Origin of the sequence: Sphingomonas sp. MMS24-J13 (assembly GCF_044905095.1) — a bacterium.
In the GTDB taxonomy this organism is placed as follows: domain Bacteria; phylum Pseudomonadota; class Alphaproteobacteria; order Sphingomonadales; family Sphingomonadaceae; genus Sphingomonas_I.
Map to the genome: position 1 here is coordinate 4,945,384 of NZ_CP173258.1, position 13,680 is coordinate 4,959,063.

The 13,680-nt window shown below is 64.9% G+C and carries 20 protein-coding genes; 13 read left to right on the top strand and 7 right to left on the bottom strand.

The genetic code is table 11. The annotated features are described in order from the left end of the window. Positions 1 to 14: 14 nt before the first annotated feature. The gene (locus AB4Z44_RS23105) at positions 15 to 527 is read left to right on the top strand and encodes a MarR family winged helix-turn-helix transcriptional regulator (RefSeq protein WP_404711995.1); all 513 of its coding nucleotides are present in this window, start codon (positions 15 to 17) and stop codon (positions 525 to 527) included. Positions 528 to 577: 50 nt separating this feature from the next. Here AB4Z44_RS23105 and AB4Z44_RS23110 read toward each other — a convergent pair whose 3' ends face one another. Together AB4Z44_RS23110 and AB4Z44_RS23115 are read right to left on the bottom strand one after the other, a co-directional pair. After that, positions 578 to 1,078 (bottom strand): DUF1543 domain-containing protein, encoded by a 501-nt coding sequence (locus tag AB4Z44_RS23110; RefSeq protein ID WP_404711996.1) that lies wholly within the window; start codon positions 1,076 to 1,078, stop codon positions 578 to 580. Then, the gene (locus AB4Z44_RS23115) at positions 1,075 to 2,739 is read right to left on the bottom strand and encodes an FAD/NAD(P)-binding protein (protein WP_404711997.1); all 1,665 of its coding nucleotides are present in this window, start codon (positions 2,737 to 2,739) and stop codon (positions 1,075 to 1,077) included. The genes AB4Z44_RS23110 and AB4Z44_RS23115 overlap by 4 nt, the downstream gene beginning before the upstream one ends. Before the next feature lie 160 nt (positions 2,740 to 2,899). On the opposite strand from AB4Z44_RS23115, the gene AB4Z44_RS23120 reads away from it, so the two are divergent. The 3 genes from AB4Z44_RS23120 to AB4Z44_RS23130 all read left to right on the top strand — a co-directional run bounded on the left by AB4Z44_RS23120 (position 2,900) and on the right by AB4Z44_RS23130 (position 4,815). Further along, complete coding sequence (locus AB4Z44_RS23120) at positions 2,900 to 3,829, top strand: hypothetical protein (RefSeq protein ID WP_404711998.1); 930 nt, start codon at positions 2,900 to 2,902, stop codon at positions 3,827 to 3,829. A 69-nt stretch (positions 3,830 to 3,898) separates the two neighbouring features. Next, complete coding sequence (locus AB4Z44_RS23125) at positions 3,899 to 4,102, top strand: hypothetical protein (protein WP_404711999.1); 204 nt, start codon at positions 3,899 to 3,901, stop codon at positions 4,100 to 4,102. A gap of 17 nt (positions 4,103 to 4,119) precedes the next feature. Beyond that, on the top strand, positions 4,120 to 4,815 hold the full coding sequence (locus AB4Z44_RS23130; RefSeq protein WP_404712000.1) for a spermidine synthase: 696 nt from the start codon (positions 4,120 to 4,122) through the stop codon (positions 4,813 to 4,815). A gap of 12 nt (positions 4,816 to 4,827) precedes the next feature. Here the strand turns inward: AB4Z44_RS23130 and AB4Z44_RS23135 are convergent, their stop codons facing one another. Then, positions 4,828 to 5,076, bottom strand: a complete 249-nt coding sequence (locus tag AB4Z44_RS23135) for a hypothetical protein (protein ID WP_404712001.1) — start codon at positions 5,074 to 5,076, stop codon at positions 4,828 to 4,830. Between the two features lie 220 nt (positions 5,077 to 5,296). Between AB4Z44_RS23135 and AB4Z44_RS23140 the strand changes: the two genes are divergently transcribed. Next, positions 5,297 to 6,430 carry a DUF2252 family protein gene (locus tag AB4Z44_RS23140; protein WP_404712002.1) on the top strand — a complete coding sequence of 378 codons (1,134 nt, stop codon included), beginning with the start codon at positions 5,297 to 5,299 and terminating at the stop codon, positions 6,428 to 6,430. Positions 6,431 to 6,456: 26 nt separating this feature from the next. Here AB4Z44_RS23140 and AB4Z44_RS23145 read toward each other — a convergent pair whose 3' ends face one another. Together AB4Z44_RS23145 and AB4Z44_RS23150 are read right to left on the bottom strand one after the other, a co-directional pair. Continuing rightward, positions 6,457 to 6,900 (bottom strand): hypothetical protein, encoded by a 444-nt coding sequence (locus tag AB4Z44_RS23145; RefSeq protein ID WP_404712003.1) that lies wholly within the window; start codon positions 6,898 to 6,900, stop codon positions 6,457 to 6,459. A gap of 64 nt (positions 6,901 to 6,964) precedes the next feature. Then, complete coding sequence (locus AB4Z44_RS23150) at positions 6,965 to 7,210, bottom strand: glutaredoxin domain-containing protein (RefSeq protein WP_404712004.1); 246 nt, start codon at positions 7,208 to 7,210, stop codon at positions 6,965 to 6,967. A gap of 130 nt (positions 7,211 to 7,340) precedes the next feature. Between AB4Z44_RS23150 and AB4Z44_RS23155 the strand changes: the two genes are divergently transcribed. After that, positions 7,341 to 7,940 carry a hypothetical protein gene (locus AB4Z44_RS23155; protein WP_404712005.1) on the top strand — a complete coding sequence of 200 codons (600 nt, stop codon included), beginning with the start codon at positions 7,341 to 7,343 and terminating at the stop codon, positions 7,938 to 7,940. 19 nt (positions 7,941 to 7,959) lie between these two features. Continuing rightward, on the top strand, positions 7,960 to 8,436 hold the full coding sequence (msrB, locus tag AB4Z44_RS23160) for a peptide-methionine (R)-S-oxide reductase MsrB (protein WP_404712006.1): 477 nt from the start codon (positions 7,960 to 7,962) through the stop codon (positions 8,434 to 8,436). A gap of 379 nt (positions 8,437 to 8,815) precedes the next feature. Here the strand turns inward: msrB and AB4Z44_RS23165 are convergent, their stop codons facing one another. After that, positions 8,816 to 9,040, bottom strand: coding sequence for a hypothetical protein (locus AB4Z44_RS23165; RefSeq protein ID WP_404712007.1), 225 nt, complete (start codon positions 9,038 to 9,040; stop codon positions 8,816 to 8,818). A 300-nt stretch (positions 9,041 to 9,340) separates the two neighbouring features. Here AB4Z44_RS23165 and AB4Z44_RS23170 point away from each other — a divergent pair, with 300 nt between their 5' ends. From AB4Z44_RS23170 to AB4Z44_RS23195, 6 genes are read left to right on the top strand one after another with little or no spacing between them, the layout of a single operon-like run. Next, complete coding sequence (locus tag AB4Z44_RS23170) at positions 9,341 to 9,640, top strand: hypothetical protein (protein ID WP_404712008.1); 300 nt, start codon at positions 9,341 to 9,343, stop codon at positions 9,638 to 9,640. A gap of 17 nt (positions 9,641 to 9,657) precedes the next feature. After that, positions 9,658 to 10,809 carry a YcaO-like family protein gene (locus AB4Z44_RS23175; RefSeq protein WP_404712009.1) on the top strand — a complete coding sequence of 384 codons (1,152 nt, stop codon included), beginning with the start codon at positions 9,658 to 9,660 and terminating at the stop codon, positions 10,807 to 10,809. A gap of 43 nt (positions 10,810 to 10,852) precedes the next feature. Continuing rightward, positions 10,853 to 11,179 carry an ArsR/SmtB family transcription factor gene (locus tag AB4Z44_RS23180; protein WP_404712010.1) on the top strand — a complete coding sequence of 109 codons (327 nt, stop codon included), beginning with the start codon at positions 10,853 to 10,855 and terminating at the stop codon, positions 11,177 to 11,179. After that, positions 11,176 to 11,643, top strand: a complete 468-nt coding sequence (locus tag AB4Z44_RS23185) for an SRPBCC domain-containing protein (protein ID WP_404712011.1) — start codon at positions 11,176 to 11,178, stop codon at positions 11,641 to 11,643. Before AB4Z44_RS23180 ends, AB4Z44_RS23185 begins: the two co-directional genes overlap by 4 nt. 27 nt (positions 11,644 to 11,670) lie before the next feature. Next, on the top strand, positions 11,671 to 12,441 hold the full coding sequence (locus AB4Z44_RS23190) for a DUF899 domain-containing protein (RefSeq protein WP_404712012.1): 771 nt from the start codon (positions 11,671 to 11,673) through the stop codon (positions 12,439 to 12,441). Further along, positions 12,438 to 12,698, top strand: a complete 261-nt coding sequence (locus tag AB4Z44_RS23195; RefSeq protein ID WP_404712013.1) for a hypothetical protein — start codon at positions 12,438 to 12,440, stop codon at positions 12,696 to 12,698. Before AB4Z44_RS23190 ends, AB4Z44_RS23195 begins: the two co-directional genes overlap by 4 nt. Here AB4Z44_RS23195 and AB4Z44_RS23200 read toward each other — a convergent pair. Beyond that, positions 12,685 to 13,623: an NADP-dependent oxidoreductase gene (locus tag AB4Z44_RS23200; protein WP_404712014.1), complete on the bottom strand. Its 939-nt coding sequence runs from the start codon at positions 13,621 to 13,623 to the stop codon at positions 12,685 to 12,687. The two genes, AB4Z44_RS23195 and AB4Z44_RS23200, sit on opposite strands and share 14 nt — an antisense overlap. Positions 13,624 to 13,680: the final 57 nt, after the last annotated feature.

Below are 13,680 nucleotides of genomic sequence, written 5' to 3' on the forward strand. Positions count from 1 at the left end.
GGAGGGGGTGAATAATGGGGGCATCGGATATCGAGACACCACCGTCGGCCGCCGCCGACCGGCCGGTTCTCAACCGCCACATCCATGTGGCGCATCATCTGACCGTGCTCGCCAATGCCATGACGTCGGGCGGATCGCGCATCTATCTGGATCGCTTCGATTTCGGACTGAACGAAGGCCGCATCACCGCCGTGCTCGGCCATACCCCGGGGATGACCGCCGCCGAACTGGGCGCGGCAATGGCGATGAACAAATCGATCGTCAGCCGCAGCCTGTGGACGATGCTCGAACGCGGCCTGATCCGGCAGACCGGATCGGCTCGCGCGCGTCGCAACTGGCTGACCGAGGAGGGCTACCGGATCGAAGCGCAGGTGGTGGCGATCACGCTGGCGCGCGAGAGGCTGCTGATCGATGGCTTCAGTGCGGAGGAGAAGGCGCAGTTGCTGTCGTTCCTGACGCGGATGCAGGCGAATTTGGCGAAGGTGGCGGAGTTCGAGGTGGAAGAGGGCTTGGCGTCTGCCGGTTAAGCAAGCCTGTCGCTTCAACCTAAGCGCTCCGGCGAAGCGGCCGCGCTGTGCTATTTGAGAGGCGTGTAGCGGCAGGTAAATTGTGGCTGGCGCGTGATGTCGGTCCGCGTGAGATGGATGTGGAGACGATCTCCGATCACGGTATCCAGCGCGAAAGCCCGTTCGGCCTCGTAGAGATCGTCGCGATGCGCATCGTTCCAGCCGGCGATCGAACCGAGCGCCAACGCCTTGGCTTCGCCGATCGAGCCGGCGACGACGAACATGTTCTTGTGCTGCTCGGCAAACTCGATCGCGTCGTAGCCGCCGAGGTTGACGAAATAGAGCTTCTCAAGCGCGGTCGATGGCTCGGGGCGCAACGTGACGTCGTAACCGTCGACATGCGCGATCTCCGCCCAGCAGTCGACATGGAGCGTACCCGGAGTGCCCCACCATTCGGCGCGAAGCTGATCGTACGTGTCCTGGATCGATGCCGCCACGGCGAATCTGACGTCGTGGACCTCGATATGCGCGCCACGATGCTCGCCACCGATATAGATCGCGAACAGCTTCATTTTGCCGCCTCCTTGCCGTCGGCTCGCGCGCAATCCTCCAGTTCGATGGCACGTGCGAGGCTCGCGCCGACGATTCCGCCCATTTCATGCGAACTGGTAATTCCCTGGATGAAGGGGTGCCGGCCGAGGATGAAGGGAATGCTCAGGCAATGAAGACGTCGCGCCGCAGGCGCGTCCGACGCGGGATGAAAATCCTGGTCGATTGCGATGCCTTTCGATCCCTCGGCATCGAGGACGACCCCTTGGTCGAGCAAGGTCGGGAACGGAAAGGCATCGGCGGCGAGCGGTCGTTGGCCAGTCGCTTCGATGAAGACCGGAAAATGGCGTCGCTCGCCATCGATGATCAATGCGGCCCCCGCTTTGCCTCCGTGCGTATCCACACGATAGCGCTCGCCGAGCGCAATGACGTCGAGGTGACCGGCGCGGTGTAATGCGAGCAGCCGCTCGATCGAGAGGTGCGGAACGGTCGCATATTCGTCGACGAAAATCGGCTTGAGGTCATGGTTGAAACGCCCGAGCGCGTCCTCGTCGAGATGCGGCACGATCAGGGCCAGCACCTCGTGCATGCGCAGGATGGCGTAGCGCCACGGGATCGTGATCCGCTTGTCGAAATTGGCGCGGGCTTCCGCAAGGTTGCGCTCCGCCCATGAGAATGGATCGACGGCGGCGCGTTCGGCGAAATACCGGTCTGGAAAGTCCTCGAGCGCCAGTTTGTCCAGCCCGACCTGCGCGGCATAGTCGGGATCAGCGTGTGCCAGCTCTTCCTTGAAAAGCGCATAAGCGCGATCGAGCAGAGCGTCGCAGCCCTGTTCGATCAACCGGGTGATCGCTTCCGGCGTGCAGATCGTGAGTGGCTCGTAGGGCACCGGATGATAGAAATCGGCCTCGGGCAGCAGCCCTTTGCGCGACATCATCGTCATGCGCAGCGCCTCGGCACCGGGGTTGATACGATAGACGACGGCGGCGCCGTAGGTTTCGATGAACGTGCCGTGCGCGCACGCCAATGCGACCACGGCGTCGATCGCGGTAAGCGAGCTGCCGCGGATGCCGATCCTCGTCGCCGGAACGCGCTGCAAGGCGGTCGCCGGCCAGGGGCTGAGGAAATAGCCCGGCCGCACCTCGGGTTCCTCCGGCCATTGGTGGCCGGTGGCGAGCACGACGTGGTCGAAACTCTGCTCATAAGGTGCACCCTCCGTCGGCGTGGCAAGGAGGCGCAAGCGGTCGGGCCCGGCAACGATGTCGGTGACGCGGCAGCGCGCCGCAATCGTGATGCCGACACCGCGCCCGCGTGCGCGCGCTATCAGGCGGTCGAACTGGTCGAGGAAGAACTCGCCCAACGCGAGACGCGGGTAGAAGGCATGGTCGTCGATCTCGTCCGGATCTATGCCGAGGCGCACGAGGCGGGCACGGGGCTGCCGCTCAAGCCAATCGATCAGTGTTTCTTCGATCGATGGTATTTCGATACTCGCGATGTTTGACAGCATCGCGGGGTCGTTCCAGCCGGGCCGATATGGCGTCCCGAGACCGACACGCGGCTGTTCCTCGAAGATCGTGATCCCCGCGGGTCGGCTCGTTTGGTTGAGAAAGGCGCACAAAGTATAGATGGTCGTCGGGCCGGCACCGACAAAGGCGATCGTGGAGGGCATCCGGGCTGAATGCATGGCGCCCTTGTTTGGTGCCCGTTCCGATCGACCGCACGCCCCGATCGCGCAGAGGCAGATCATAACGCGCATTCGTTACGACGCCTGAACGCCATCCTTCGCTTGAAGGCGCGCCGCAAACTGCGCATTGGCTGCTCGCATAAAAACGGGAGATTGCGACATGCAGACATTCGGTAATGCGGGTTCGGGTAACGGACGGCGCGTCCCCGGCCTGAGGAGCCTGTCCATGGCGGGCGTGGCGGCGGTCATGCTGATCGGCGCGGCGCCAGCCTTCGCGCAAAACAGCAATTGCGGGCTGAGCGACCTGAAAAACATGGCCGCGTCCTACATCGCCGCGCAGACCGCCGGCGAACCGACCAAGATCCCGATGGCGGACTGGATGCCGCTCACCGAGCAGGGCGAGGATGGGTCGCTCTCGACCGGCATGCTCTCGATGCCGCAGAAGATCGATTTTTCACGCAGCTTCTACGATACCACCACCTGCGCGAGCTTCACCGAGGCGATCGTTACCGATCCTGCCCATCCCTACGTGATCGGCGCGCGCATGCAGTTTGCCGGCCACAACAGCCCGATCGCCGCCGATCGCGTCGCCAGTGTCGAACTCGTCATCACCGACAAGAAGGATTGGTTGTTCAACGCGAAGAAGACGCTGATGTATTCGAAGGCCGAAAATTGGGGCGAGATCCCCGTGGCCGATCGCGACACGCGCCAAGTGATCCTGGCTGCGGCCAACGCCTATCTCGACAGTTTCGACAATAAGAGCGTCCAGGTGCCGTGGGGCACGCCCTGCGCGCGGCTGGAGGGCGGGCTCTATAGCGGGAAGGGGGCGCCCGGCGTCGCCACGCCCGAGGACACCTGCAATGTCGGCGTGCCGAGCGGGGTGAAGATCGTCGATCGCAAATATGTCGTCGATGAATCGATCGGCGCGGTCGCGGTGGTCTCGACGTTCGGCAGCAACAAGTTGCCCGACGTCCACAGCTTCCGCATCGAGAAGGGCAAGATTCGCTACGTTCATACGATGACGGTCTGCAAGACGCCGAATTGCGGGCTGACGCTTTCGGACGACATCAAGAAGCGGCTGGAGGATTGACCGATATCGCTCCTCGGCATTTGCCGGGGAGCGATATGTATTCCTTGTCACGCGCGCCCAAACATGAGCATGGATGGGTTGATTCGGCGCATACCGACGCCGTTCCGGCTACTCATCGCGCCCGATCCCAACCTGACGGGAAATCATATGGGCCAGCTGCGCACCGCCAATAAGCGGCATAATCGCGCCATCGTTGCCAACCGCGCGCGCGAAAAGGCGGCCGAGGCTGCAGCGCCGGCCAAGGCCGCTCCATCCACCGAGGTCGCGTCCTAGTTTCGGAGCCAGGCGGCATGGCCAGCGCGCTTGAAGAGGCCGGCGTCTCGCCGGCCGTCCTCGTCGATACCGCCGACATTCCGGGTGGGGGTGAACTCCGTCTGATGCAGCGTGGCGAGGATTTCGCCATCATGTTCGAACGCGAGCAGCTCATGGGCAGCTGGGTCAGCGGATCGGAGGAGGCGCTCGCCACTATCGTCTGCGAACGGCTGGGTGCGCGGGCAACGCGGCTGCTGATCGGCGGCCTCGGCATGGGCTTCACGCTGGCAGCGGCGCTCGGCGCGGCGCCGGCGGGTGCGAGCATCGTCGTGGCCGAGCTCGTCCCCAAGATCGTGAGCTGGGCGGCTGGGCCGCTGGCGCATATCTTCGGATCGTCGCTCGACGATCCACGGGTGTCGATCGAGATCCGCGATGTCCATGATGTCATCGTCGGTTCGCCCGCCGCCTTCGACGCGATCCTGCTGGATGTCGACAACGGCCCGGACGGGCTGATCAGCCTCGCCAACGAGCGACTCTACTGCAATTGGGGGCTGCGTGCGGCGCATGCCGCGTTGCGACCGGGCGGCATATTGGCGATCTGGTCGGCCTATCCCGACGATGATTTCTTCGATCGGCTGCAGGATGCCGGCTTCGAAGTGGAAGAGGTCAAGGTCCGCGCCGATGGCGATCGCAAGGGCCGCCGCCACACCATCTGGCTTGCGAGCAAATATTGAGCCTGGGGGGTGTCAGGCGCTAGCCTGACGCTTTGGGGCGAGCGCGCCCTGATCGAGCGAAGGATCGCCGGTGATGGCGCGCAATCCGCGTCGGGCGAGATACTGCACGCCCCAGCCGATCGCGAACGTGACGGCCAGCGGCGCGATGACCTTGATCGCCCCCTCGATCAGATAGCCTTCGATCGCGCCCTTCAAGCCGCTGTCGCCATCGCTGCGATCGATCGCAGCGCCGACCAGCATGCCCAGTACGTTGTCCACCATCACGCGTCTCCCATTCTGCCGCACAGCGCGTCGCGCAGAACAATGTTCCGCGCCGTAACGATTGCATGCGGCTGAACTGCAGGTCGGGCGTTTGGCGCCTTGTAAACCGCCATCTATCTGGAGAACCGCCATTTCCGACACCATACGCGGGACCAGCAAGATCAGGCCGATTGATGCGCACGCACGCAAGCCGGTGCTGGAGGCAGCGAGGGATCTCAAGATGGCGCGATCGGCGCATGCTTATGTGCGCGGCAACACCGCCCGCTTCTACGAATGGCTGGGCGACTCGCTGGTCGCGAAGCGGCTGCCGACCGGTCCGGCCATCTGGATCTGCGGCGATTGCCACCTCGGCAATCTCGGGCCGCTGTCGGATGGCAATGGCGCGGTCGCGATCCAGATCCGCGATCTCGATCAGACGGTGATCGGCAATCCGGCGCACGATCTCATCCGGCTCGGCCTGTCACTGGCCACGGCTGCGCGCGGTTCGGATCTGCCTGGCGTGACCACCGCGCGCATGGTGGAGGAGATGGTCAACGGCTACGAAGCGGCCATGGCCGATCGCAGCGGCGAGGAGAATTCGGTCGAAGAGCCCGACGTGGTTCGTCTGGTCAAAAGACGCGCGCTGGGACGGCGCTGGCGGCACCTTGCCAAGGAGCGCATCCAAGACACCGAACCGACCATTCCGCTCGGCAAGAAATTCTGGGCGATCGACGATCGCGAGCGTGCCGCGTTGACGGCTCTGTTCGACGAGCCCGACATCAAACGCAAGATATTGGCGCTCGATCGGCATGACGAGGATCGCAGCGTGCGGCTGGTCGATGCAGCCTATTGGATGAAGGGGTGCAGTTCGCTCGGGCTGCTGCGTTACGCCGCGCTGATCGCGATCCGCGGCGCGAAGGGCCGCGAGGATTTTGCGCTGGTCGATCTCAAGGAGGCGATCGCGTCGGTCGCCCCGGTGGCCCTGGGCGCCGTGATGCCGCGCGATCCGGGCGAGCGCGTCGTCGCAGGTGCGCGCGCTTTGTCACCCAACCTGGGGGAGCGGATGATCGCAGCGAAACTGCTCGGCCGATCGATGTTCATCCGCGAACTGGCGCCGCAGGATCTGAAGCTCGAGGTCGAGCAGTTCACCCAGACGCAGGCGGTAAAGGCCGCGCGCTACCTCGCCGCCGTGGTCGGCAAGGCGCATGCCCGCCAGATGGATACCGCCGCCCGCACCGAATGGCGTCGGCTCTTGCTGGATCACCGCCGGATGGCGATCGAGGCGCCGTCATGGCTGTGGGAGGCGGTGGTCGATCTCTCGGGCAGCCATGAGGCCGGCTATCTCGAACATTGCCGGCGCTATGCGCTCGGCTAGGCCGCTTAGGCGCGGAGGCAGGTTGATCAAGAACGCGAGAAACCTGCCAGTTCCATCCGGCACGCCTCGCCGAACCCGAGCAGGAAATTCATGCTGCCTTCGCGCAGGCTTTCGCGCAGTTGGTGCAGCGTACGATTGGGCTGGAGATAGGTTTCGATGATCGTGTTCATGGTCTCTTCGGCCGCCCTTACCACTGGGGCGGACGAGGCGAGGCGGATACGCCCGACCAGCGCGTAAAGCTGGACGAGATCGCAGACGTCATCCTTCTCGTGGCTCAGCGCATCGGCATAGAGGCGCGATGCTTCCTGAATGAATTCGGCGAACAACGCCTCGCGGCGCGAACGCTCCCGCTGCAGGTTGCTGTCGCGCAACTGGACGGTTTGCGTCATCCACGAACTGAAGAAGGATGCGAGCCCACCGATAGCCGCCCCGGCGAGAGCAGCCACGCCGCCGACGAGGCTTGTGTCCATGCCGATATCCCCTGTCGCTTGCGCGGGAGGATATCGGCGGAACGGCGCTGCGACAATGCGGCGCTCAGGCGGCGGCCTCCAGATAGCGTTCCAACTCGTCGGCGCCGCCGATCCGTTCGCCATCGATGAAGATCTGCGGCGTCGTCTCCACGCCCTGCTCGCGCTCGTAGGCATCGACCTCCTCGCGCGACTGCAGAATATGCTCGTCCACCGTATAGCCGGCACGGTCGAGCATTTCCTTCGCGCGGAGACCGAACGGGCAGACATGGTCTGGAAGCACCATGCGATAGAGCGTCGCTGTCTTGGTCATGCGGGTGATCCTTTCAGGGGAGGGGGGATAGCGAAGGACTTCGCGCGTCGTTCCCGGGATAAAGCGGAGACGGATGGCCTGCGGTCGATTCCGGCACTATGCTGGCGCAAATGCCGTGGGAGGGATTGCGATGCGGAACGCCCTGATAGCCTGCCTGTCGATCGTAGCCTTGCACGGCAGCATTGCGAGCGCCCAGATGCCGGTGGGTGCGCAGCGCGCGCAGGGCATCGTCTCGGCCGTGTCGGATACCAGCCTTACCCTCGCCGCGGCTGATGGTACCTCAACCACCATCGCGCTGCAGCCGAACCGCACCGTTACCGTGACCGCGCCGATCGCCGTCGATCAGATCGTGCCGGGCAGCTATGTCGCGACCGCCAACAAGACCCAGCCCGACGGCACCGGCGTTTCGATCGAGATCCGGGTCTATCCGCCGGATTTGCCGCGCTTCAACGTCAATCGCGCGATGGACGCATCGGGCGAGACGATGATGACCAACGGCAAGGTTGCGACCGCCGTCAGCGCCGATGGCGGGCGGTTGCTGACGGTCGATTACGGCACCGGCACGCGGCAGGTGAAGGTGCCGCCCGAAGTGACCGTCATCTCGAATACGCCCGGCAGCCCGGCGCTCGTTAAGCCGGGGGTCAAGCTTGCGATCGTAAGCTTCCCGGCCAGCGGCGATCGGCCCGCCCGGCAGATGATCACCATCGCCAAGGCCGATCTGCCCAAGTGATTTGAAACGAGGTCCAAAGATGAATCGGCGAGAGATGATGCGCGCGAGCGGCGCGGCTTTGGCGATCGGGCTGGTAGCGATCCATGGCGCGGCCCGCGCAGCCTACCCGGTGACCTTGAGCGACGATGCGTGGAAGAAGAAGCTTTCGCCCGACGCGTATAACGTGCTCCGCCATGAGGCGACCGAGCGGCCCTTCAGCAGCCCGCTCAACAACGAACACCGCACAGGCACCTTCGCCTGCGCCGGCTGCGACCAGAAGGCCTTCTCCTCGAAGACCAAGTTCGACAGCGGTACCGGCTGGCCGAGTTTCTGGGCGCCTTTGCCCGGTGCGGTCGCCACCAAGAGCGATTTCGCACTGATCGAGCAACGCACCGAGGTTCATTGCACACGCTGCGGCGGCCACCTCGGCCACGTCTTCGACGACGGGCCCAAGCCGACCGGCAAGCGTTACTGCATGAACGGCGTCGCGATGAAGTTCCTGCCCGGAGTGGCTTGATTTCGTGCCTCCCCGGCGCGAGGCTCCATGCCGGGGAGGCGCCTCCCCCAAAGCGTTAGCCCTGCCCCCTCCCCAGGCGGGGAGGAGGCAGGGTTTCGCCTGATCGCTGCATCACCCCCGGACGGGCCTGCTGGACACAGGGCCTTCACATTGATGCAGCACCTGCGAACCGAATTTGACACGCACCCCGGATAGTCAGGCCCGAACACAAAGGGTCTGATACGCCACGCTACTCTACTCTTTCGACCTGGTCGGCCGCGCGAATTGCCGAACCCCCCGCGCGCGGCTGACCGCCGAGATACCCGTTACGAAACACCCCGCCCGCAGGGAGTGAGGAGCGCCCGCCCCCCTCGGGCGCCCCTTCCCCCTGTCGGGCGGATCACCGCACCCCCTCCGCTTTGTCGCCGCCCCGGTTCTCACGCGCCCCGGAACGCGTGTTATCCGTCGCCAAAGCCAATTGGGTTGCCGCCCTGGCTTCGCCCCCCGCCGGATCGAACCGATGGATGCCGACAGCATGCGAGATACGCTGCGCCACCGCGGGGCCGAACGCATTGATGCCTGCCACGCTGGCCAATCCGAAAATGGCAATTGCGGTCCGGCTCATTACGGGAATCCCCTGACTGGCTTGCTGACGGCCTTCCGGGGAAATGCAGCGCATCGCCCCGACGAGCTCTTATTGGAGCGTCAACGTCATCCGTTTTGGCGATATCGCGTCAGTCGATCGTGAAAAAAGCGTGAATTCGCGTCTGTAACGTGAGCAATCGCGCTGCGCGTGCCGTCGGCATTGAACGACCCCCGGAATCTTGCCAAAGCGTTCGTTACGGGGGTGCTGCCGATCGAGCGGCGCACGCCCGTAGAGGATTCGGTGATCCGGGGATCGCCGCATGAGCCGCAGGGGATGACAATGTCCGACGATGTGAAGAGCCCGCTCAATTCCCGCCTGTTCGTCCTGCGCGAGCCGCTGCTGGACGCGGACGGCAAGCCAACCGGCCAGTATCATTATGTATTATGTGAGCGTCTGACCGATCTGCACCAGGGTCGGGTCGAACCCGGCATGGCGAGCCAGACCGCCAGCATCGCCAGGGCGCTGGACCAATTGTTCGCCAATGGGCCGATCCATGAGGCCGTCGCAGTCACGAAGGTGTTCGAGAATGGTGCGCCGACCATGTTCTCCAAGATCGTGAACGGCAACGCCTCGCAATAAAGCCGGAGGCGGCGCGCGTGGTCGGTGACTATCGCCACGGCACCCACCGCGCCGTCCCGCCTGTAAAGACGCTCGCGCGCGTGGCCCCTTATGCGGCGCGGTGCGGGGTCACGCGTCTTGCCGATGTGACCGGGCTCGATACGATCGGCATTCCGGTCTTTCAGGCGGTCCGCCCGCTCGCGCGTTCGCTGTCGGTCTCGCAGGGCAAGGGGGCGACGCGCGCAGCGGCGAAGGTCTCCGCCCTGATGGAGGCGATCGAGCTCCATCATGCCGAGCTGGTCGCGCCCATCGCGCAACGCGCGGCCACGACGGACGAGGCTGCTTTCTGCGGTGCGATCAGCCGGGGCCATACGCAGCGCGCGCCGTTCGATCCCGATCGCGTGCGCGGCTGGTGCGATGCGGTCGATCTGCTGTCGGGCTGCAAGATCGGCGTGCCGCATGCCTTGGTTTCGATGGATTTCACCGTCGCTGCGCCCGACGATATCGTGCCCTCCAGCAATGGCCTGGCCTCGGGCAACGATCTCGGCGAGGCGACCAATTCGGCTCTGTGCGAGCTGATCGAGCGCGATGCGCACAGCCGCTGGCTGACGCTGTCGACCCGCGAGCGCTTCGCCACCGCAATCGATATCGGTTCGATCGACGATCGCCTCGGCCGCCGGCTGATCGCTCACGTCGATGCCGCCGGCTTCGGCCTGCGCTTGTGGGATCTGAGCGCGGGGGAGGGGCCGGCGGTGATCCTCTGCGCGATCTTCGAAACCTTCTCGTCGAAAGCTCTTATCCAGCGCCCCGCGCTTGGCGGTGGCGCGCACCCCAGCGCCCGCATCGCGCTCGCGCGCGCCATCACCGAAGCCGCACAAAGCCGTGCCACCATGATCGCCGGCGCACGCGACGATCTCACCGACGAGAGTTATCAGGATCCCGCCAATATGCGGCTGCAAATGCTGTTCGAAGGCGGGTTCGGGCTGGGCGGTGGCCAGTCCTGGCGGATGGTCCCTGATCGCGCTCGCGCCAGCTTCGACACTGATCGCGACTGGCTGATCGCGCGCTGTGCGGTGAGAGGCGCGCATGGCATCGCGCGGGTCGACCTTTCGCCGGCGGAGGAGGGGATCGGTATCGTCAAACTCATCATCCCGGGGTTCGGCGATTATGAGCGTCCGCCAGTGCCTTAATATTAGTATTGACTAATTGATTAGTACTTGCTAATGAGCCCGCATGACTCAGGCCGTAGCTATCGACACCGTGCTCCGTGCACTCTCCGATCCGACACGGCGGGCGGTGTTCGAACGGGTTGTCCGATCCGAGATGAACGTCGCCGAGTTGACCCGCGTCAGCGGCGTCACTCAGGGCGCGGTTTCACAGCATCTCAAATTGCTCCGGCAGGCCGGACTGGTGTCCGAGCGGCCGCAGGGGCGCAACATCTTCTATCGGGCGCGGCCCGAGGGGCTGGCGCCGTTGTTCGACTGGCTGAGCCATTACGACGCCTTCTGGCGTGAACGTTTTGCTGACCTCGGTGCGCTTCTCAAGGAGATCGATCCATGACGGATAGTGATGTGCAGACCGGATCGCGGGCGATCATGGTCGACGAGGTTTTCCCGCATGCGCCCGGGACGATCTGGGCGACCCTGGTTCGTCCTGAACTGATGGCACGCTGGCTGAAGATGACGCCGACCGGTTTCGAGCCGATGGTGGGCAATCTTTTCACCTTTCAGACGAGCCCGGCCGGCGCATGGGATGGCACGATCCGCTGCGAGGTGATCGAAGTCGTGCCGCACCAGCGCCTCGCCTGGCGTTGGCGGGGCGGTGACGCAGCCAATCAGGGCTATGGCTCGCTGCTCGATACTTTGGTCACCGTGACCCTCGAGCCGGTCGACGGCGGCACCCGTCTGAGCCTCGTCCATTCAGGCTTCGAACTGCCGCGCAACGAGACCGCGTATCGCAACATGAGCGGGGGCTGGACCGGCGTGGTCGCGCGTATCGGCGCGCTCAGTGGCGAACAGGACTGAACAACAACCCCGGACGGGAGAGATGTCATGGGACGGGAACTGCCGAAAAATCGTCCGCCGATCGTGTCCGCCGAGACTTGGCGTGATGCGCGTGCCGCCATGCTGGTCAAGGAAAAGGCCCACGTTCGCGCCCGCGACGCGCTCGCCGCGGAACGGCGGCGGATGCCGTGGATGGCGGTCGAGACGGATTATGTGTTCGAAGGGCCGGACGGACCGGCCAGCCTGATCGACCTGTTTGCGGGCCGCCGCCAATTGATCGTCTATCGTGCCTTCTTCGAACCCGGCGTGTTCGGCTGGCCCGATCATGGCTGTCGCGGTTGCTCAATGGGCGCGGACCAGGTCTCGAACCTGATCCACCTCAACCAGCGCGACACGACTTTGGTCTACGCCTCGCGCGCGCCGCAGCCGGATATCGCGCGGCTCAAGGCGCGGATGGGGTGGGGGCAAATTCCATGGGTGACGATTACCGACAACTTCGACGCCGATTTCGGGGTCGACGAGTGGCACGGGCACAATGTGTTCGTCCGCGACGGCGATCGGGTCTACCGGACATACTTCACCGACAATCGCGGGGACGAGGCGCTCGGCACGATCTGGAGTTATCTCGATCTGACGCCTTTGGGGCGGCAGGAAGTGTGGGAGGATTTGCCGGAGGGCTATCCGCAGGAGCCGCCTTACAAATGGTGGAACTGGCATGATTGCTACGCGGCCGGCGCCGCGCCCGACGCGAAATGGGTTGAGATTTCGGATGCGGGAGAAGCCGCCTTCCGCGATCCCGATGCACCGGTGAAGGCGTGACCGCATCGGGCTGGCTCGGGTTTGCCGCGAGCCCGAGTTTTGCGGTGATGGCCGTCATCGGAGCGGTACATGGCGCCGATCGGATGGCGATGCTTTGCGGTGTGGCGCCGGACGCGTCACCCATCGACGGAATGACCGCGATGTATGCCTTGATGAGCCTGTTCCATGCGGCGCCGTGGATCAATCTGGCCGGTATCCGACGGCGTCGGATCAGATTTGACCGTCAGGGCAGCGAGGGACCGCTCAAAACGCGATGATCAATCGCCCCCGCGTCCCGCCCGCTTCAAGCCGCCGATGCGCTTCGGCCGCGCGTTCGGGCGGGTAAACCTCCGCCACCCGCAAGGTGATGTCGCCGGCCTCGACCTGCGCGCGTAACCGATCGAGCTTCTCCCACTCCTGCACGTAGGATCGCACCAACGTCGCGCTGAAGCGGATGTCGCGTTGCGGTTCGCCCATGAAGCCGCGGACCGAGGTGAAGGCGCCGCCGTCGCGCACCGCGGGAATGGCGAGGGCATTGAGCACCGCGCCGTCTGCCAGCCCGTCGACGCCGTCGGGGAAATGCGCGCGGAAGCGGGTCGCGACATCGTCGCCACGGCGAACGACGATGTCGGCGCCGAGCGACTTCACCAGCGTCTCGTCTTTTTCCGATGCGTCGGCGATCACTGTCAGGCCCTCGGCCTTCGCGAGTTGGATGACATAGCCACCATAAGCGCCCGCCGCTCCGGTCACGGCGAGCACCTGCCCCGGCGACAGGCCGAGCAGGTCGAGCGACAGTCGCGCGGTCAGGCCGTTCATCGGCAGCGTTGCGGCCTCGGCATGGCTTGCACCGGCTGGCGCGCGCACGACCGATCGGGCGTCGAGCACGATCTGTTCGCGATAGGCGCCATGGCTGCCCTTGGGCACGACGATGCCGATGACGGCGTCGCCGAGCTTCAGACGATCGGGGACGCCGCTGCCGATCTCGTCGATGATGCCGGCCACTTCCATACCGGGCACGTAAGGCGGCGGATCGGCCTTCTGCATTTCGGCGCGTGCGCCGTTGCGCACGGCCATGTCGGTCGGGTTGACCGTCGCGGCATGGACGCGGATGCGGACCTCGCCCGGGCCCGCATGGACCTCGGGCAAGTCGACGACCTCAAGCACTTCGGGGGCGCCATGCGTGAAGAGACCTACGGCGCGCATCGGGGATCCTCGTCCTGTTCTTTTTGATGTGTCGGTATCAGATCCTCCCCGTGCCGG

Bases quoted from the DNA above. Each gene is read 5' to 3' on its own strand.
- AB4Z44_RS23110 (WP_404711996.1), bottom strand. From the start codon at position 1,078: ATGAAGCTGTTCGCGATCTATATCGGTGGCGAGCATCGTGGCGCGCAT.
- AB4Z44_RS23165 (WP_404712007.1), bottom strand. From the start codon at position 9,040: ATGAGCCGGACCGCAATTGCCATTTTCGGATTGGCCAGCGTGGCAGGC.
- AB4Z44_RS23190 (WP_404712012.1), top strand. From the start codon at position 11,671: ATGGGACGGGAACTGCCGAAAAATCGTCCGCCGATCGTGTCCGCCGAG.
- AB4Z44_RS23125 (WP_404711999.1), top strand. From the start codon at position 3,899: ATGGATGGGTTGATTCGGCGCATACCGACGCCGTTCCGGCTACTCATC.
- AB4Z44_RS23120 (WP_404711998.1), top strand. From the start codon at position 2,900: ATGCAGACATTCGGTAATGCGGGTTCGGGTAACGGACGGCGCGTCCCC.
- msrB (WP_404712006.1), top strand. From the start codon at position 7,960: ATGAATCGGCGAGAGATGATGCGCGCGAGCGGCGCGGCTTTGGCGATC.
- AB4Z44_RS23185 (WP_404712011.1), top strand. From the start codon at position 11,176: ATGACGGATAGTGATGTGCAGACCGGATCGCGGGCGATCATGGTCGAC.
- AB4Z44_RS23150 (WP_404712004.1), bottom strand. From the start codon at position 7,210: ATGACCAAGACAGCGACGCTCTATCGCATGGTGCTTCCAGACCATGTC.
- AB4Z44_RS23105 (WP_404711995.1), top strand. From the start codon at position 15: ATGGGGGCATCGGATATCGAGACACCACCGTCGGCCGCCGCCGACCGG.
- AB4Z44_RS23170 (WP_404712008.1), top strand. From the start codon at position 9,341: ATGTCCGACGATGTGAAGAGCCCGCTCAATTCCCGCCTGTTCGTCCTG.
- AB4Z44_RS23115 (WP_404711997.1), bottom strand. From the start codon at position 2,739: ATGCATTCAGCCCGGATGCCCTCCACGATCGCCTTTGTCGGTGCCGGC.
- AB4Z44_RS23140 (WP_404712002.1), top strand. From the start codon at position 5,297: ATGGCGCGATCGGCGCATGCTTATGTGCGCGGCAACACCGCCCGCTTC.
- AB4Z44_RS23200 (WP_404712014.1), bottom strand. From the start codon at position 13,623: ATGCGCGCCGTAGGTCTCTTCACGCATGGCGCCCCCGAAGTGCTTGAG.
- AB4Z44_RS23155 (WP_404712005.1), top strand. From the start codon at position 7,341: ATGCGGAACGCCCTGATAGCCTGCCTGTCGATCGTAGCCTTGCACGGC.
- AB4Z44_RS23180 (WP_404712010.1), top strand. From the start codon at position 10,853: ATGACTCAGGCCGTAGCTATCGACACCGTGCTCCGTGCACTCTCCGAT.
- AB4Z44_RS23130 (WP_404712000.1), top strand. From the start codon at position 4,120: ATGGCCAGCGCGCTTGAAGAGGCCGGCGTCTCGCCGGCCGTCCTCGTC.
- AB4Z44_RS23145 (WP_404712003.1), bottom strand. From the start codon at position 6,900: ATGGACACAAGCCTCGTCGGCGGCGTGGCTGCTCTCGCCGGGGCGGCT.
- AB4Z44_RS23135 (WP_404712001.1), bottom strand. From the start codon at position 5,076: ATGGTGGACAACGTACTGGGCATGCTGGTCGGCGCTGCGATCGATCGC.